At 43.8% G+C, this 15,781-nt stretch carries 15 protein-coding genes; 7 read left to right on the forward strand and 8 right to left on the reverse strand.

All coding sequences use genetic code 11. The features are described 5' to 3' along the window. The first annotated feature begins 323 nt into the window (after positions 1-323). From R7Z77_RS22660 to R7Z77_RS22675, 4 genes are all read left to right on the forward strand, one after another. Complete coding sequence (locus tag R7Z77_RS22660) at positions 324-1,514, forward strand: site-specific integrase (RefSeq protein ID WP_169644543.1); 1,191 nt, start codon at positions 324-326, stop codon at positions 1,512-1,514. Between the two features lie 79 nt (positions 1,515-1,593). After that, positions 1,594-1,983 carry a hypothetical protein gene (locus R7Z77_RS22665; RefSeq protein WP_169644541.1) on the forward strand — a complete coding sequence of 130 codons (390 nt, stop codon included), beginning with the start codon at positions 1,594-1,596 and terminating at the stop codon, positions 1,981-1,983. A 29-nt stretch (positions 1,984-2,012) separates the two neighbouring features. Further along, positions 2,013-2,570: a hypothetical protein gene (locus tag R7Z77_RS22670; RefSeq protein WP_169644539.1), complete on the forward strand. Its 558-nt coding sequence runs from the start codon at positions 2,013-2,015 to the stop codon at positions 2,568-2,570. 62 nt (positions 2,571-2,632) lie between these two features. Next, entirely contained in the window at positions 2,633-3,055 is a 423-nt protein-coding gene (locus tag R7Z77_RS22675) for a DUF2787 family protein (protein WP_169644537.1), read from the forward strand. Between the two features lie 801 nt (positions 3,056-3,856). On the opposite strand, the gene R7Z77_RS22680 is transcribed toward R7Z77_RS22675, so the two are convergent. Beyond that, on the reverse strand, positions 3,857-4,738 hold the full coding sequence (locus R7Z77_RS22680; RefSeq protein WP_169644535.1) for a helix-turn-helix transcriptional regulator: 882 nt from the start codon (positions 4,736-4,738) through the stop codon (positions 3,857-3,859). Between the two features lie 267 nt (positions 4,739-5,005). On the opposite strand from R7Z77_RS22680, the gene R7Z77_RS22685 reads away from it, so the two are divergent. Together R7Z77_RS22685 and R7Z77_RS22690 are read left to right on the forward strand one after the other, a co-directional pair. Beyond that, on the forward strand, positions 5,006-5,263 hold the full coding sequence (locus tag R7Z77_RS22685; protein ID WP_169644533.1) for a hypothetical protein: 258 nt from the start codon (positions 5,006-5,008) through the stop codon (positions 5,261-5,263). A 296-nt stretch (positions 5,264-5,559) separates the two neighbouring features. Next, on the forward strand, positions 5,560-5,736 hold the full coding sequence (locus R7Z77_RS22690; RefSeq protein ID WP_019280745.1) for a hypothetical protein: 177 nt from the start codon (positions 5,560-5,562) through the stop codon (positions 5,734-5,736). Positions 5,737-6,081: 345 nt separating this feature from the next. On the opposite strand, the gene R7Z77_RS22695 is transcribed toward R7Z77_RS22690, so the two are convergent. Both R7Z77_RS22695 and R7Z77_RS22700 read right to left on the reverse strand, forming a co-directional pair. After that, positions 6,082-6,756: a hypothetical protein gene (locus R7Z77_RS22695; protein WP_025607861.1), complete on the reverse strand. Its 675-nt coding sequence runs from the start codon at positions 6,754-6,756 to the stop codon at positions 6,082-6,084. Between the two features lie 545 nt (positions 6,757-7,301). Then, positions 7,302-8,021, reverse strand: a complete 720-nt coding sequence (locus R7Z77_RS22700) for a DNA polymerase (protein ID WP_225492308.1) — start codon at positions 8,019-8,021, stop codon at positions 7,302-7,304. A gap of 114 nt (positions 8,022-8,135) precedes the next feature. On the opposite strand from R7Z77_RS22700, the gene R7Z77_RS22705 reads away from it, so the two are divergent. Further along, entirely contained in the window at positions 8,136-9,161 is a 1,026-nt protein-coding gene (locus R7Z77_RS22705) for a hypothetical protein (RefSeq protein WP_169643906.1), read from the forward strand. Between the two features lie 60 nt (positions 9,162-9,221). Here R7Z77_RS22705 and R7Z77_RS22710 read toward each other — a convergent pair whose 3' ends face one another. The 5 genes from R7Z77_RS22710 to R7Z77_RS22730 all read right to left on the reverse strand — a co-directional run bounded on the left by R7Z77_RS22710 (position 9,222) and on the right by R7Z77_RS22730 (position 15,270). Next, the gene (locus R7Z77_RS22710) at positions 9,222-11,264 is read right to left on the reverse strand and encodes a DNA polymerase (protein WP_213965039.1); all 2,043 of its coding nucleotides are present in this window, start codon (positions 11,262-11,264) and stop codon (positions 9,222-9,224) included. A 66-nt stretch (positions 11,265-11,330) separates the two neighbouring features. After that, positions 11,331-13,154, reverse strand: coding sequence for a helix-turn-helix transcriptional regulator (locus R7Z77_RS22715; protein WP_169643915.1), 1,824 nt, complete (start codon positions 13,152-13,154; stop codon positions 11,331-11,333). 2 nt (positions 13,155-13,156) lie between these two features. Beyond that, positions 13,157-13,813, reverse strand: a complete 657-nt coding sequence (locus R7Z77_RS22720; RefSeq protein ID WP_169643909.1) for a hypothetical protein — start codon at positions 13,811-13,813, stop codon at positions 13,157-13,159. A gap of 129 nt (positions 13,814-13,942) precedes the next feature. Then, entirely contained in the window at positions 13,943-14,563 is a 621-nt protein-coding gene (locus R7Z77_RS22725) for a hypothetical protein (protein ID WP_169643911.1), read from the reverse strand. Between the two features lie 143 nt (positions 14,564-14,706). Then, positions 14,707-15,270, reverse strand: a complete 564-nt coding sequence (locus R7Z77_RS22730; RefSeq protein ID WP_169643913.1) for a hypothetical protein — start codon at positions 15,268-15,270, stop codon at positions 14,707-14,709. Between the last annotated feature and the right edge of the window lie 511 nt (positions 15,271-15,781).

The following is a 15,781-nucleotide window of genomic DNA, read 5'->3' on the forward strand; positions in this document are numbered from 1 at the left end:
CATCAGACTCGGCTGCTTAAGCTTCTTGGTGTTCTGTATGAAGCAGTTTATTCCTAAATTGGCTGCGGAATCTCGGGTTGAAAGACCATTCAGGAATTACCGTTATTAAAGTAGGGAATGACCGGAAAACACCTGAAGGTAGTTTTTGGTACGATACGTTGAGAGAGTAAAACAGTTGAACTTTCTTTGTCAGTAACCTGGAATAGATGTGAAGCCTGACTTGTCTGTATTACATTAGGCTTCGTGTCCGACTTTCTTCCGGATTAGTACAAAAATTAGACATATATTCTTATTGAGTAAGCCAGTAAAGAGGTTCACTTAATATGGAGAAACGTTTTAAATTCACTACGGCTAAGATCACTAGCTTACCTTCCAATGATCCTAATTCTCGGTCCACTGAAGCAGAGTATTCCTGTTCCGAATTATCGGGCTTCAAGGTTCTGGTTGGTAAAAATGGGCGAAAGAAGTGGTTGGTTCGATATACTTTGAATGGTAAAAAAGGCTCTTTATCTCTTGGTACGTTTCCAGAAGTTTCCTTGGCGGATGCAAGGAAGCAAGCGCAACGTATTAAGCTAATGGTTGCTGAAGGAATAGATCCAAAAAACTCAACCGTCAAACCAGACATACCTACTGTATCTGAATACTTCAACAATCACTTCATTAAAATTTCTAAGTCACGCAAGAAAAGCTGGCGTCATGATATAGCAAGATTTAACCACTGTGTTGATATTTGGGATATCAGTTATGACCAGCTTAAAGTTTCACACATACAGTCCATGGTTGCAGGATTGATGGATAAGGTTCATTTACGTGGTAAGAAGCTAAGTCGTTCAACAATTAACCGTGTGTTATGTTTGCTCAAGCTAATGGGCCGCATGATAGAAGAAGAGTACTCCATTCCCAACGTTGCGGCTCGTGTTAAGTTGTTTCCAGAAACAGGAGCTAGGGAGCGATGGCTATCGCCTCAGGAGATAAAACGGATTTTCGAAGAGCTAAGAAAACCGGATTATTGTCCTATTCGTAGCCGGTTTATTATTCTGCTTTTCATGCTGGGATGCAGAGAACGCAGTCTCAGGGCTGCTCGTTGGCCAAATATTGACCTTGAAAATGGTGTGATGCGTATACCAAGGGAAGACTCAAAGAATGGGTTTCAACACCAGATCCAGCTTACACCCCAGGCGATTCAAGAGTTTCGTTTTTTGCTAAGGCTCAAGAAGAAGGGGAACCCATATGTATTTCCAGGGCAAAAAGAAAAGTCACACATCAGCCAACCTCGACATTTGTTCAACAAGATCAAAAAAGAATTGATGCTTAAAGAACCCGATCAGATCGTTTTTCATACAGCACGTCACTCTTATGCATCATCACTTATATCTGCAGGCGTTGATGTTGGTGTGCTAAAGCAACTTCTCGGCCATAAGTCCATTAGTAGCACAATGCGTTATGCGAGAGCTGGGAATGAGTCTCTTCGTCAATCTTCGCAAGTTCTAATCCAATTAATCGACGAAGCCTAATCGCTTCGATATTAAATCAACATATCAAGCCCGAACTCAACGAATGAGTTCGGGCTTTCTTATATATGGAGTTTTGAAAATGAAAATAATCACACAATTCAATGAGCTTGACTCTCTACCATTATCGAAAGAGACGATAGCAGCTTTACGACACCACATGACTGAACCATTCGAATTTGATGATGTAATTACTGCTGAATTCTGGCAAGAGGTTAGCACTAGCCTGATATTAATCGAAGAGTCAGATACGGATGAATCCATTAATCAGCAACCAGAGAGTGTTCAGCATCTTATTCGTTTTGTACAAAACTACCCCGAAACGGTTTACCTTATTAACAGTACTGACACGGATTTTATCATTGCCCTTGCCATCATCACATCAGCAGGGGGCGGCGTTTATTTAGTTAGTCCGACATCAAATACGTCTCACCCTGTACAGGTTTTGTTACCGCACGCAGAGTCGCTATAACTCAAGCCAAACAATAAGGATAAATATCTATGTCCCGCAAAACCGCCAGTAATAAAAATAAAGCCGATAGCGAGGTAGAAGTTATGGAAGAAAACTTACAGACAGGAATGGAACCGGAGAAAGTACAAGAGACACAAGACCAAGGTAATCAGGAAGCAATAGAGTGTGAGAATACTGCCACTTTGCTATCAGGGAAAGCTAAAAAGCTTAGTCCAAAGAGCGAGAGTTACATTTATTTCGACTTGGTCAAAACAATAGAAGATGAAGAACTGCATCTAAAGCTAACGGGCAATGATAGTGGGGGCTTATTTACCAAAGAACTCATTTCAATAAGAAAATTGATAAATATTCTTAAGGAGTACAAAGATAAATCATTTAAAAGTACAGTGTTAAAACCAGCAATAATCGGCGGAAGTGCTAATAATCCCTCGTTTACAGCTAGTGCACTGAGATCTGATACGATTGGACTAATAAAGGCTGCGCCGAATAGTCTGTTTCTTCACGTTCTGTCGACAAATTTTGATGAACGTCGTGATCAACTGCTCGCATTAGTTGACGCTGACACCTCCACCGAAACTACCGCATAAACCCCTTTCATACTGCGCACTAATCAAGAGCGCAATCCTCGAAAAATCAAAGAGAAATTATTATGAAACTGACCTATGGCGAAAAGCTAGGGCTACCTGTGTCTGATGCTTTTAAACAACTAATTAATGAAGAAGTCAGTAAACATCAAATCAACAATGACGTTACCGCAATTACGCTTAATTACCGTGATAGTTTATATACACCCGAAGATGGAGGATTTCACCCAGTAGAGCTACGTTTTGAGAAAAAAGATAACTGCTGGCATCTGGCTTACCTGACTGACTTTTCCTATGCTGGCCTTTACTCTGAACTTGAGAAAGAAATTGATTTCGATGTGACTCACGATGTCGCTTTCATCCGGTTCATGGGCGAAGTACCACTAAGCAGGCCAGATGTGCAGGACTTCTTTAAAACTTACCAGGCTAACTTTATCAGCTATGTAGCAATGGAAGCTTACGATGACGTTAAGCTAACTGTGGACTGAAGGAACGACCAGACCGGGACAAGAAATGAACAGGAGAAATTTTCACGTTGCTCTGGTCTGTACATTGGACAAGCCATCATGCCAGTGAAAACAAGGTGCGATGGCTTTTGCCTTTTCATTACTGGTCACCGAGCCAAGGGATTAGAAAATCCTTGAACTTCAAAGCCAAAGGAGGAGATCTGAATGACCTTGTGTCAAATCAGTAGTTGGAACTGTCAGGGAAAATTCCCGAGAAAGTTAGCGTTCGACTCATGGCTACATGTAAAAGCAAGGGCTGAAAACAGGTGCGTTGTGTTTGTGGAAGGTCAAAGCGGCCACGGAGCCTAAATCACATTGTTATAAGGTGAACTGGCCGGTTGATGGGGGACGGATTAGTAATCGGCTATTCCGGCCCCATTACTATTACTGGCAATGAGGAAGGGTAATGGATCGCCAAACGGACAATTTTCGTTAAACGTGATGCACTCTAACGATAGCCAGAGGTGATTGAATCTGTAATTTCAATAGCTATATATTATTAACAATTCGGCCCCTAGCGGGTTATTTATTAGTTTATTAGGATGTACTAAAAAATAGCAACGTTTTAAGTTTTCCCTTATTCGGTATCAGTCTACGATTCCATCAAGTCAAGGGCTTTGTATGCGGAGCATGGAAAGACAAGAAAATGGCTCATACTGGAATGTTCAAGGCTAGGGCCGAGGAGTTGGGTAACTCGCGGCTTGATTATGTAGCGGGGTGTCTACGACGGAGATGTCAGCCAACACCAAGATTTAGACGGTGATTGACTAGGAACTGTGGCTTTTACATGACGGTGTTCAGGTAGATCTGAAGTTCTTGCTTCAACTGGTACCGCAACCAGTCGGGTGACAATACCTCTGCATCAGGAAGCCACGCCTTTAGCTGACGAAGCAAGTGTGGAATGTTATTGGTTTGGTTACAGGCTAATACGTCTCCGGAATCCAGTACTTTCAACATTCGAAAATCATGGTCGGTGCTTTCATTGAAGAAGGCATCGGCAATTCGTCCCCGAATCTGTATAACCACGTCAACAGGAGTTATTAACTCAACATCTGATCGCCAACCAGTGATGCTCTGCTCGACGTTAGTATCGGGAGAGTATTTGTCCTCATATCGGACTAACTCGGAAATTCTGGCAACTCTGAGTAAATCTAGGCGGTTTCTGTGTGCTCCGGCGAGATACCAGAGTCCTCTATCGTTCACCAACCGGTATGGGTGGAACTGATCATAGGCCTGTCCATCGCAGACAAAGCTGATTACGTGCCGTAGTTGAACCGATTCGATAAGTTTCTGGAACATAGAAGCGTTTTCGCTGATGTCTTCAATCCGTGGGTTCTTGAATAGAAACGGCGTCGTCGGTTTGTTGTTAAGCACTCCGTTACTCAGGTAGTGCTTGCCTGAAAACAGGGTGTCGAGTCCCATGTTGGCAAGTAATGTTGATATTTCGTGGTTAGTCTGCTTACCCAAGACTTTTGGATCAAGAAAATAACATGCACCTTCGCGTTGAATAGGGAGGTAATTTAATCGCTCATTGAAATCCCTCTGCAGGGTTCTTTCACTCACACCGAACTCTCGCCTCAATTCTTCCAGATATAGCCGTTCTCCCGTATTCAAACGGGTCAAAATAATACCAAGTCTTTTCGCTAGGGTGTCGTGTTCTTTCATGCTACGCATTTTAGATAGACCACTCGTCAGGGCATGTCGTGCTTTGAGAGAATCCGATTATTTCTAGCTAAACTTCATAAGGTTACTGATATTGCTATAGCTTTTATTGGTCGCCACAGCGTATGTCTGACAAGGCATATATAACTTGAGTGAAATTGATTCACTCGTCTCGACACTACCTGTCGATCACCCTCTTTAAACTATTAACCATTCTCGCTTTCGGTGCCTTTACCGATGGCGTCATGACGTATTCAAGGAAACAACACAATGAAAAAATCAATCATCCTGCTAGGTCTAACGTGTCTATTCGCTACCACATCATCATTCGCTGGCGGTACGCTCGGCGGTAATCCGGCTGACATTTCGAAGATAGAAAAATCCTGGAATGGGAAAGCAGGTAAACAAGTTTACTCTCAGTCTGGCCCACGTATTGAGTGGTATGCCGATGCCTGTGGAACCATGAATGGCAAAGTCATGGATGTGGCGAAATGCGGTCTAGATACCCCTAAAGGTAAAGCACAATAAGTTTCGTTGCGGAGCTTGGCTCAAGGTACATCGGTTTCGAATTGGACTCTCTAGGCCGAGGTATCAATGAGCTTCGCAACACCCCATTACTTCATCCAATAAACAATAAGGAGTCTTTATATGACGATTAAATCAATCACAACCCTAGTAACAACCTGTCCGGCATGCGGTGAGCGTGCTTATGATGATGGTAGCTGTCAGGTGTGTGGTCACTCTCACTAAGCAGTGTTACAAAAAATTAGAGGACCATGTTCTTTACTGAGCATGGTCCTTTTTCATATATAAAAGAGGCAAACATGCAAAGCAGAACCTTTTCACAATCGTCATCCCAATCCAAAAAGAACACAGGTATTCGTGCAGCGAAAATAGGTGCAGCTCTCGGAGCTAGGTACTATGGGGCCTACGGTGCTTTAGCTGGTGGAGTTGCTGGGTTTTTGATCGGTATTGTCGCCGACGAGGTTATAGATGATTGACTGAGCGCCAGAAGAGCAGGGGAGAACCCTCTGCTTTTTTTTGTTAAGGGGCAATGAGGCTCACAAAAGTGGACGTGTTTCCTTAGTAAATGACTCATTAAGGAATGTCGTCCACTTTCGTTCACGCAGTGATTACACTTGATTTTTGAGTTCTGAGTGTCTCCAAATTATTTTTGGACAGAAGTTACTTAGAGTTTCTACTTAAAGTAGCAAAACACGAATAACTTCAAGTATGGAAAATTCACTTAAGTTCAGTGTCCACTCTGACTGGAGCAGATCAAATTGAAGATATATCTGAGTCTGTACAACCATTCCCAAAAACTATACCTCTTCGTGGGCTAATATTTAGTTTGGAAAGTTTCTGATAAGCCGATATGTAATTTTGGTATTGTCGGCTTCCAAAACATCAATCACAGCGCCCTTATAACCAATTTGATTCGACTCACTTAGGTCATACTCTGCTTCATTATTAAAAGCTGGTCTTGCCATGTCATTGGAAAACTCACGGTAACTAATATTGATTTTATTTCCTACCTTACCGCTGTATATCAAAGTCTGTTGGAAACTGTCTTGGAACTGGGACATTTTCTTAGTGATAGTAAACTTACCATAAGCATCATCTACACAAGACTTCGCACCAAAGATGGTTACAAAACAAACTTCATTTTGTTGATTATTTTCTACGGCAATGCCCTGTATAGGGTCCGCTAATGCCGCTTTAATAACGCCAACAGGAGAGAAAAACTGTTGCTTGTTATCGTATCCGAGTTGATTGTAGTCACCCTGAGGTATGTCATACGCCAAACTTTTAATCATGCTTGATACGCGTAATACGCTCATTTCAGCCATTGTGCCTTTGCTAACCAAATGGTCTCCGACATAAGCTGTTTTAACTTCACCAACAGATGGATAGTCAACTTTAGTGACCGAGTTCGCTGGCGAACCATTGTATTGAACAGATGTACAGCCACCCAACGCAGCTAACGACAACCCTACTAAAAGTAATTTATTATTAAACATATAGTTCCTTTATTTTTAGCCCCATTGAACGGCATATAGTATACACACTTGATTGCATTTTAAAATAAACGTTATTCTTGAGGATAAAGTTAATCGCGGTATAACTTTTTGTATGGTGATACAAATATTCTGCTTTATTTCTCTGAAACTCGAACATTATTTCTCCACTATAGAATGCTTTTAACTCTTTTAGCAGCTTTTCATACTCCTATCATGCAGCCTTTCCAATCATAGTTCATTTGATAATCAATAGGTTAACGAGAGTTGTTGGATCTTAGATTACAAAATGACGCATAATTTTTAAATTGCTTACTTCGACGCGCCCTCGGAAAACTTTGGGTAAGGGGAACTTTCATCCAAGAGAAATTAATTAGCTTCAGTGATAACAAGAAAAGGGGGCATAAGTGTGCTAGGGAATTGGTACCACTAAGAGAGCTATCCAATCAACTAAGTATCGATTTGCCCACTAATCACTATTTGAGAAACAGAAAAAGTGGACACAAAACCTTAATACTAAATCCATTAGGCCTTGCGTCCAGTTCTGGTCATTTAGCTAGCCACACATCAAGTGTGTTCGGATCACCATCTTTGGTCCAACAATCTGGTTGGCTTATGTTGATATCGGCTCTTATCTTCAACTGAGGGTACATCTCCTGCACTACTTGGGTCATGATCTGTGCAGTTAACTCGCTGACTGCGCTTAGGTGTTTTTTCGGTGCTTCGAAAACAAAGGCATCGTGCATCGCAACGATCAATTTGGCGTCGTAACCTTTATACAATTGATGAAGTCGATTTCCGGCTGCTTTGAACAGTGCCGCAGCTGTACCTTGCACTGGCATGTTCACCATCCAGTTTTTCTCAGTATGGCCGCGCTTAGCGTCCAATTGGCGGTATCGGTGCAATCCCGTTGCAGTGCTTACATGGCCTCGCAGAGCGCCATACTGGGGCATTCTCTCAATGGCTTTTTGTAGTTCGGGAAACATCGATAGAAACTTATTCATCAGTTCCGAGGCCTTGTTGACACTGATATTGAGTTTTTTCGCTATTCCAATGCTGGTGATACCGTAAATTAGGCCAAGTGTGCATTGCTTCATGATGGATCGTTTCTCAGAATATTTTTCTTTGAAGGCCGACGAATCGCAGCTGCGGCATTCTGATTCTAACTCATCACAAAAGAACTCTTGCGCCATGGCTGTGTATAGATCGCCTTGGTTATACATCTTGACTAAGTTTGAGCCGCCATACACGCCAGCAGCAATCGCCACGGAGTTGGAGATACCACGTGGTTAAGAGTCTTTTAAAGTCATGTAATAGGATTGGTGGTCATTCCCAATTGCTGTACTATGCGCCTTTGATTTGGCTGGGAAAAGAGAGGGGCAATGGGTTACATAATCAGTAGCAGCGATCCAGATATTATTACTATGAAAAAGTTGTACGGAGATGATCTGGACGTATTCCATCCAAAACATAAAAGAACACACTTACCTGGAACAGAAGCGTACGGCTGGTCTCAGTTAGATCTGTTTTATGGATCCTTGATGAAGCTTTATCTTCGCCACTGTACTGAGCATTGCAAATTTTTGCTGAATGTGAGTGAGAGAAACTTCTCGATCGTGATGAATGTTCTTCCGAGACTTGTTGAGCATAGCCAGCAAGATGAGCGGCTGTATGAGCTGATAGGCAAAGCGTTGCGAAGCATCGATACCTTGGTATCAGATATGGTATCCAGTATTGAGTTTTCAGAAATAATGGCGCTTATTGACGAAGATGAACCGACAAAGCCATTTGTGCCGCCATATGAGCTTGCTTTAGAGAGAAGCAAAGAAAGTTGGTTTCAATTGACGCAGTACTGTGTTGATAAAGGGACCGTATCGGAGGTGACAAAAGATCTTACGTCAGATACGAAAATCCGAGGGCACCATGTTTTTGCAGTACTGGCGCTCAACTTGACTCACTTCCTGAAAGAGCATGAATCGTTATGGACCTTAAATCAAGCTAAGCGCTTGCTCCCTCTGATTTACTCTTTGATAGAGAAAGCTGAAGAAGAGCAAGTGCAGGAAAGATCAACGAAGAAGAAAAGACAGGTAAAGTGTCCCGATCTTTTCTTAGCTAACCAGCTTGGTAAGGCTGGGCGTAAAAAGAAGGCAGAGAGCACGACAGACAAACAAGACATGGAAAAAGTCTACCTGTCTCAGGAAACAGTTAAGCTGGTGTTCTTAAAAGGCTGGCTCTACCACATGACCAACGATGAAAAAGAGTATGCGCAAACACAGTTAGTGTATGAAATCATCGATAAATTTAATTTGTCAGATGGTCAGGGTGATAAATCAAAATCGGTAAATCGTTGGCTCAGCAAGATCAAAAAGCCAGGTGAATTACTAAAATATTACGCGGGTTCTGAATAGTCGTAATCAGATGCTAAAGGCTGATTGTGGGGGTAGCATTGCTAACCCCTCCATATACTGTTAACGCTCTGCAATCCAACGTTCAACACTGCCTGCATCCCCATCTTTAGTCCAGCAATGAGTGGCAGAGTCATTCAGGTCGATGCGTGGCTTGAGTTCAGGGAAGAATTCAACCACAGTCTGAATCATCACGTCGATTGTCAATCGTCCAACCTCTGGCATCTTGTCTAATGGGGCTTCGAAGATAAAGGCATCATGCATAGCCAAGATCAGCTTAGCACCATAGGGCTTGTAAAGTTGGTAGAGTCGATTCCCCGCGATCTTAAACAGAGCGGCAGCTGTTCCTTGAACAGGCATATTCACCATCCAGTTTGTCTCGTGGCGGCTTAGTGCACCGCTATTAGAACGGTGGCGATGTAATCCGGTACTGGTGCTCACACAACCCCGATATGCTGCTTGTTGTGGCGCGGTTTCCATCATGTGTTTCAGGGTAGGAAACATAGCTAGGAACCGATTCATCAACTGTTTGGCTTCGAGTTCTGATATCTCAAGACGGCTACCCAGTCCGAAGGGGGATAGGCCGTACAGAATACCGAGTACACATGTTTTCATGATATCCCGCTTGTCTTTGTGCTTATGCTTGAAAGTGTCGGAATCGCATTGCCGATCTTCGTCATCCAGGTCGTTGGCATAGAACTCCTGAGCCATGACTGTGTAGATATCCCCCGCGTTGAACTTAGCAATCAGATTCTTATCGCTGTAGACCGCAGCTGTGATGCCGACTTCAATCTGGGAATAGTCCGCTTCACCGATTCCATTTCCTGTCTTCGGGATGATGAGTGGGCGCATTGCGCCAGGTAGTCCGAGCAGGTTCGGGCTGGCACAAGATTGTCTCCCGGTTACGACTTCCAGCTGTTTGTGCTCTGGGTGCACGCGACTATCGGAACCGATAATAGTAGGCCGAAGCAGTATATCTCTCTCAATGGCTTGAACCTTGCTAAATTCAGCCAGTAGGCCGATAGCAGGGTGGATATGGGCCAGATCTTTCAATAGTTGTAACTTGAAGCTGTATTTGCCGCCCTTGTTAAAATGATCGAGTAAGTTGAGTTGACGGAAAAACGTTTCTTTTTGTTGGTGACTATTGGGATTGTCTAACCCCATTTGTGCCAGCTGACTTCTGAGCGCTTCCAGCTTAGGCGTACTGGCATTGAGCACAGCGTTGCATTTTTCCCGATCAACACTCACCCCATGCCACTCCATGGCTGCATTGGTGATGGTCCAGGGCATCTCCACCGTGATAAGGTGGTGGTAACTTCCCTGGAGGGTTAACTGCTGCATCTGAGAAAGGTAAAGCTTTGCTGCAACAATAGCGTCTTCAGCTGCATAGTGGATCTGCTCGCTGGTAAATTCTCCACTGTCATAGTCAATAAAGGAGTGCTGCAAGTCTGATTTCACCAAATTGAATCGGTGGTGAATATCATAGCGGCTCGCCACGGTATTCAATGCATAACGGATCCGATTGTTTTCAGCGTGCTCTGCTCTGGCGCAAATCTCTGCGTTCTCTGAATCAAATACCTGATCATTGTCAAACACATGCAGGCCCAGATATCGTGCTCTCTCGGCGATACAGGTGTCCCAGATAGTGCGAGGCTCAGTCAGACCCAGTTGCCAGAGACAATGTAACTCGGCTTTGGCATGGTGGGCGATATAGGTCGTGGGTAGATCAAGTAATGGCTGAAGTCGTTTCGTATCTTTGAGTTTAGTTAAATCAATAACATAATTGTGAAGATGCAACTGATTGCCTGTGTTGGTCATCAAAGTAACAGCCATCAATAGGGGTTGAATACTTCGGATATCCTGTTTTTGCTTGTTACCTCGAAGTGGGATTGCGAGGCGGCTGAACTTAAACTCAAAGTCTAGTGACACGCCGGTCAATGGCAACTGATGAGCTAGATGTATCAGATCTTCCAAGTCTTCTTGGGTTCCAATGTACGTCACCGCCGCTGAATCTAGTGGTGGCAGCATTGGCAATATAATAGCACTTTTCTTTGGCTCGAATTCGGCTTCGTTAAATCGTTTTGCTAGTGCGGGCAATAAATTCATAATCAATATTCTCTCTTGGAAACGTAGGGCCTCCGGGTGGCCAGCAACCCTATAAAAATGGTTTTATTAGGACTTTTGGCCACTCCAGTAGCGACGGACGGTGCGAACGCCTATACCCAACTGCTCAGCAACTTGCTTTTGTGTTAAGCTTTGTTGTTTAAGTTGCTGTATTTCTTGCTTTTTAGTACCAGTTGTTCGTGCGCGCTGACTATCAATGCCGAAGTGCTCGCGTATTTCTGCCAGATTGTTGAACTCAGCATCGTACTGATAGTTAGGGTGCGGATTGTTCTGGAAAGTAATAACCTCACATGGCGATGTGAAAGGACGCACTCGGCCTACAGCCTGTATCACGGTGCCCATTTCTAGGGTCTGCAACATCGGGTCAGTCAGTTGAGCTACATCGGTATATCGGTACTTATTGTCAGCAATGCGGGCATGACGGCGGCGAGGGTTCGGCAGTACTTTGATTTCCATTTCCAGCTGCTCATCACTGGCTCGCATGTCTTGTAGGGCATTCGCTAATATGGTTTTGGTAACGTAGTAGCTATTCAGACAGTAAGCACAGTCGAATTGCTCGAACTGGTTAATGCCAATTACACCGTAGTGGATGACTGGTATCTGAGTGATGGTGCCATTGGAATCGTATTCTTCGCCATCGACGATTTGAACATCATCTATACTACGGACGGTTAGCATCTCATTCAGCGTATCAATGCAATATTGCTTATGCTTTTTCTTTGAGATCAGCAGCACTCGTTTACCTTCCCGGATGCGCTTGAGAGTTAACTCAAGAAAAAAGTCCAATATCTGTGGGGAGTTCTTCAGGAAATGACCAGATGTACCCAGAGAAGAGGCAATATTCAGCCACTGAGTACCATCGCCTTTAAAGGCTGTGTCCTGATAGAAATTGTGAAAATTAAGCCCCAGCTTATGGTTCAGCAATGTTTCATGAGTCGTGCCGCTGTAGAGTAGAACATCGCAGTCCGCCGCAAGTGGTGTTGCAGAAAAGCGTATATCACCGAACTCGGTTTTCTCGCGTGAATCTAAAGGCGAATTCATCAGTGCTTGCAGGTCAAAGTGAATGTTGCGGAATTCTCCCGGCCAGTGGCGCTCCCCAATAGTAACCAGCTCTCGGATTTCCGTCGGATAGATCGAGGGCATAGACCATACGTCAGGCTCTCTCAGGTCATCTGTTGCTGCATTGAGTAGGCTTTGCAAGGCAAACACGCTGGCGGCCTTGCGCTTCTGAGAGATGTCTGATTCGCACAAACAGAAGATTAGGTTCGCTATTTCTTCTTGCGTGATAGTGCGGCTATATGGTGTTAGCGATACCGTCGCTTCATCAAAAATAACCAGTACATTCTGAGCTTCACACTTAGCTTTCATTCGAGCAATAAAATTCAAGTCATTTGTCAAATGGGCTTGGGTAGCGAAGAGCACTTGGGTGCCGCGCAAAACATCACCAAATTGATCTTTCCAGTGGCATTTCTCTTGATTAGGACATAAGGCGCAAATAGTGCGTTTACCAAGTATAGAAAGGCCACGCTGTTCATAGTCCGCCCAGTCAGCATTGCGCTGCTTACCGCACAGCTCTTTAGGACGCGGGCGGAGATTAGTGATTTTGATATTTTCAGGCGGGAACTGGATATAGTCGCGCTCATTGATGATAGCGCGAGTGGGGGCCAGCACGATGATCAAATCATACTGACCTGATTCTATGCCATATTCTATCACTTGATCCATATTGGTAGATTTACCCACACCTACCGCCCAGTTAATCAGCAGGTGAGGGTGCTTCTTAAGAAGTGACAGGACATAGAGACCATTATTTTCTTTTCTGAAACCAGCAAGCGCCATAGCGCTGCTGATTTGATTCAGAGACGAGTTCATTGTTAAGCCGCCGTGTAGCCATAACATTGAAGCATCACTTGGATACTCGGTATTGCTGCCAGCTCTTCGCTAGAACACTTCTGGAACACGTCGCTCAGTTTAAACTCCCCGTTAGCGTAGGCATTATTAAAAACTTCGATCTCTGACTGGCCCAGATCGATGTTCTCAGGTATCGGTTTTAAATCCACGGTATAGCTGTTACGGTGACGACTCATGAGTATCATCATTGGCTCTACAGCATCAAAAACTGGCAGGATTTGCGGCAGAGCTGCTTTGGGATGGGTAGCATCGGTGATTGCCAGAATCTCAACTTGACGAGAGCTGAAGTTAAATACAGGTAGCAGTAGGCGGTTGTATGCTTTGTTGCCAGCACGACATAGCGGGCAACCATTACCGTTACACAGGATGTAGCCTTTCTTCTCTGGCGTATCAATCCAGTGAATATTCACATCTTCATGCTCAACGGAAAAAGCCATGAAGGGAGTTGCGCTTTCGCCCACTCTTGCTTGTTCAAGTACGGTTTGGCTTGGCACGGTATTAGCGGCGGCACGATCTTTAAGTGTCTGGAGTTTCTTTTGTGTATCGTTTAATGATGCTTCCGGAGAAAGGGCACCAGATACGACAGTTGTGACAGCATTAGTTTGGATATTAGTGTTCATATTGAATCCTTCTAAACATAAAAATTTGTTGAATGGGGGCCTCTCTGGGGCCACCCGTAGAATGTAAATGGAATTGTGATTTCGTCCTATCAGAGTGTGTCTCACCCATTCCCACTGAGTGCTAATTCATTAAGCTTCAGCTGGTTGTGTAATCTTTGAGTGGTGTTGCTGACTGTAGTCGAGGTCATGTCGTACAGCGGTTACAATGTCAAAATGCAGTCCAAGGAGACGAGAAACCTCGGTTTGTTGGAGCTCTTCTTCATCCATGAACTCACCCCAGTAAGGCACGGTGATTTGATGTAATAGGCTTCCAAAGATGGCAAGCGTGCCTTCGACGGAATAGGACTTGCTTTCAATCAAATGTGAGAGAAAGTCGTATAGGAACTGCGGATATCCAGGCATTTGATAATCATAAGATGACCAGAACTCTTTATCTTCAAAGTGGATGCCTGCAAACTCTGAGTGCGCGTCGAGTTCTTCTGGAACTTCGAAATAGATGAGAAACTCACTGTCGATGAAATGATTTATGCGACGAGCGTTTTCTTCCTGATCATTCGTGAAAACATCTGAATTGTGACAAATACTAAAGGCACCTGGACCAATATTTTCTGCCCCGATAGATATTCGGTTTTTATTTGGGTTAATGCCCAGGTCTTCATTCGAGTAGAACGGGTCGGTGATAAGACCTAAATATGCCTCAACATAGGCTGTCAGTGGCTTCGGAATAATAGCTTGTACTGAATTGTTCATAATAAATCTCCGTGTTGTATTGGCCGCTTAATAACTTAAGCGGTGATTTCAGGGTGCAAGAGGCCGTCACCGATATTTCACGGCTAGTTGCTTAATTAATATGTGTTTATTTTTCGTGCGGTCTGAATAAACAGACTTAAGTGTTAGTCGCTTTGGTGTTGAAGTCTTACATCGTGGGCAATAGCTCTTTCGACATCAAAGTGGTCGCCCATCGTTCCGGCTAGTCCGGTATGAAATAACTCCTCTTGGTGGAATGTGATTGCACTGGTAATCGCACCAAATATTTCCAGCATAATGTCCAACGGAAGCGAAAGGTTGGAGCGAAGGTACTCATAAGCTTGGTACATCTGCAGAGGCAGTCCTTTGTTATTGTCAAAGTCGTACACGGCTTCAAATTCCGCAGGTTCTACACCCTCGAAGGTTACTTTAGTTGTCAGTATGTGGGTATTACCTACTAGATGTTCAGATTCTGTTCTGAAGTGATCGGTCAGTCTTAAGAAACGTTCGTGGTCATACTCTCCGTTAGTACAGATCAGCGACTCAGAGTTGTTAAAGGCCATGATCAGGCCGCCAAATTCAGAGTCTCCGTATGCGACCAGTTCTACAGTTTCATCTTGCTCGTTAACCAGAGAGTTTTCGTTACCAACCAGTAGGTTAGTCAGAATCTTAATATCTTTTTGGATGGAAGCTGGGATTCTGTTTTCCATGGTTTAGTCCTTATCAAATGTTTCAATATGTGAGCGAACTGCTCAGTCAGGAAGGATTATGTAGTCAGAGCCCAAAATAGGACAGGAAATAGAATCTCACGGATTCCCATAGAGTGGGTCTTGGGGCTATCTGGTTGATTTGTAATGTTATTTACGTAGCGTTTATGTCAGGTGGCGGGGACGTAAATACAGTAAAGTGGCCACGAAGCCTTTAAAAATAATATGTTAAAGGGTTGGTGGCCACTTGGTGAGTTCGAGGTCTGTGATCTGGCCTAGAAATCTGTTGTTGAATATGCGCTATGTTGTATTTATATCAAAATAACAAGCAATCAATAGGCTGGGTAAATGGAACAAATCTCAATAATTCACGTGGCTATCGCTGGTGCTGTCATCGTGGTGATACTTGCGCTTGTCAGTAGCAGAAAAGTAACACGAGGCTTTGTTGCTTAATTCGATGAGAAGACATGGTAGCCCCATGTTGTTCAGTTCTTAAACAACATACTGAGTTTCA

The organism is Vibrio sp. 1401, from assembly GCF_033340295.1.

What these genes read in the sequence shown, in the direction of transcription:
- R7Z77_RS22660 (WP_169644543.1), top strand. Translation starts at nt 324, where the DNA reads ATGGAGAAACGTTTTAAATTCACTACGGCTAAGATCACTAGCTTACCT.
- R7Z77_RS22665 (WP_169644541.1), top strand. Translation starts at nt 1,594, where the DNA reads ATGAAAATAATCACACAATTCAATGAGCTTGACTCTCTACCATTATCG.
- R7Z77_RS22670 (WP_169644539.1), top strand. Translation starts at nt 2,013, where the DNA reads ATGTCCCGCAAAACCGCCAGTAATAAAAATAAAGCCGATAGCGAGGTA.
- R7Z77_RS22675 (WP_169644537.1), top strand. Translation starts at nt 2,633, where the DNA reads ATGAAACTGACCTATGGCGAAAAGCTAGGGCTACCTGTGTCTGATGCT.
- R7Z77_RS22680 (WP_169644535.1), bottom strand. Translation starts at nt 4,738, where the DNA reads ATGAAAGAACACGACACCCTAGCGAAAAGACTTGGTATTATTTTGACC.
- R7Z77_RS22685 (WP_169644533.1), top strand. Translation starts at nt 5,006, where the DNA reads ATGAAAAAATCAATCATCCTGCTAGGTCTAACGTGTCTATTCGCTACC.
- R7Z77_RS22690 (WP_019280745.1), top strand. Translation starts at nt 5,560, where the DNA reads ATGCAAAGCAGAACCTTTTCACAATCGTCATCCCAATCCAAAAAGAAC.
- R7Z77_RS22695 (WP_025607861.1), bottom strand. Translation starts at nt 6,756, where the DNA reads ATGTTTAATAATAAATTACTTTTAGTAGGGTTGTCGTTAGCTGCGTTG.
- R7Z77_RS22705 (WP_169643906.1), top strand. Translation starts at nt 8,136, where the DNA reads ATGGGTTACATAATCAGTAGCAGCGATCCAGATATTATTACTATGAAA.
- R7Z77_RS22710 (WP_213965039.1), bottom strand. Translation starts at nt 11,264, where the DNA reads ATGAATTTATTGCCCGCACTAGCAAAACGATTTAACGAAGCCGAATTC.
- R7Z77_RS22715 (WP_169643915.1), bottom strand. Translation starts at nt 13,154, where the DNA reads ATGAACTCGTCTCTGAATCAAATCAGCAGCGCTATGGCGCTTGCTGGT.
- R7Z77_RS22720 (WP_169643909.1), bottom strand. Translation starts at nt 13,813, where the DNA reads ATGAACACTAATATCCAAACTAATGCTGTCACAACTGTCGTATCTGGT.
- R7Z77_RS22725 (WP_169643911.1), bottom strand. Translation starts at nt 14,563, where the DNA reads ATGAACAATTCAGTACAAGCTATTATTCCGAAGCCACTGACAGCCTAT.
- R7Z77_RS22730 (WP_169643913.1), bottom strand. Translation starts at nt 15,270, where the DNA reads ATGGAAAACAGAATCCCAGCTTCCATCCAAAAAGATATTAAGATTCTG.